This window comes from Streptomyces sp. NPDC058964, assembly GCF_042741275.1.
Taxonomy (GTDB): Bacteria; Actinomycetota; Actinomycetes; order Streptomycetales; family Streptomycetaceae; genus Streptomyces.
The window spans coordinates 1-1,203 of the sequence record NZ_JBHYKH010001016.1 but is presented as its reverse complement, the minus strand read 5'-3'; the positions used below and the strand labels follow the sequence as shown (position 1 = coordinate 1,203).

The following is a 1,203-nucleotide window of genomic DNA, read 5'->3' as shown; positions in this document are numbered from 1 at the left end:
GCGCCGGACGGCGCCGGCCTGGCCGCGGCCACCGGCCACGAGGAGGGCGGCCCGCTGCGCGTCCTGCGCGCGGGCGGTCTGTGCCTGGTCGTGCAGGACGTCCCGGCCGCACTGTTCGACGAGGAGGCGCTGGCCGAGCGCCTGAACCGGCCCGACGAGCTGGAGCGCTGCGCCCGCGCCCATCACCGGGGCGTGGAGGCCGCCGCCGCCCGCGGCCCGGTCGTACCGCTGCCGATGGCGACCCTGTACCGCGGCGACCGGAGCGCGGAACCGGCGGTGGCCGGCCGGGAGGCGGTGCTGGACGTGCTGCTCGAACGTCTCCGGGACCGGACGGAGTGGGCGGTGAAGGTGCACGCCGTCGAGGGGCCGGCGGAGCCCGCCGCCGGTTCCGGCGCTTCCCGCGACCGGGGCGCCGGCGGGCGTGACTACCTCAGCCGGGCCAGCGCACGGCGCCGAGACCGGCGCGACGAGCACGCCAGGGCACAGGCCGAGGCGGAGGCCGTGGACGCGGAACTGAGGCGGTACGCCGTCGCCGCCACCCGGCACCGGCCGCAGAGCGAGCGGCTCACCGGCCGGCGCTCCCCTCAGGTGCTCAATGCCGCCTACCTGGTGGAGGACGCGGAGTCGCCCGCCTTCACGCGCGCTCTGTCCCGGCTCACCGCCGACGGGCGGTTCACGGCCGTGGAGGTCGGCGCGTCGGGCCCCTGGATCCCGTACTCCTTCGCCCGCTGGGACGAGGAGCCGCAGCGCACACCGCGGACGGTGGGCGCGTGATCGGCCCGGACACCCGTACGCCGGGCCCCGAACCCGTCCCGTGGGGCGGACCGGAGCCGTACGCGCCGGTGGGCGTACCGCTGGTCGACCTCCTGGACCGGGTGCTGGCCACCGGCGTCGTCGTCAGTGGGGACCTGGTGCTGGCCATCGCGGACGTGCCGCTGGTGCGGATCTCGCTGCACGCGCTGCTGTCGTCGGTGAACGAACGGGTGCCCGCCCCCTGGCCGGACAGCGGACCGCTGTGAGCGCGCCCCGGGCCCACTCCCTCGACCTGGACCCGGAGCGGGTCACCAATGACCTGGCCGCTCTGGTCCTCACCGTCGTGGAGCTGTTGCGCCAGCTGATGGAGCGCCAGGCCGTGCGCCGCTTCGACGAGGGGACGCTGAGCGGGGAGCAGGAGGAGCGGCTCGGTACGGCGCTGATGCTGCT

3 protein-coding genes are annotated in these 1,203 nt (G+C 76.6%); all 3 read left to right on the top strand.

Annotated elements, in window-relative coordinates; translation table 11 throughout:
• On the top strand, positions 1-774 hold a 774-nt coding region (locus ACFW2E_RS47315; protein ID WP_384478479.1), incomplete at its 5' end, for a GvpL/GvpF family gas vesicle protein.
• Positions 771-1,019: a gas vesicle protein gene (locus tag ACFW2E_RS47310; RefSeq protein WP_384478477.1), complete on the top strand. Its 249-nt coding sequence runs from the start codon at positions 771-773 to the stop codon at positions 1,017-1,019. The genes ACFW2E_RS47315 and ACFW2E_RS47310, both read left to right, overlap by 4 nt.
• Positions 1,016-1,203 (top strand): gas vesicle protein K (locus ACFW2E_RS47305; RefSeq protein WP_384478474.1); only part of this gene is annotated, 188 nt, incomplete at its 3' end. The genes ACFW2E_RS47310 and ACFW2E_RS47305, both read left to right, overlap by 4 nt.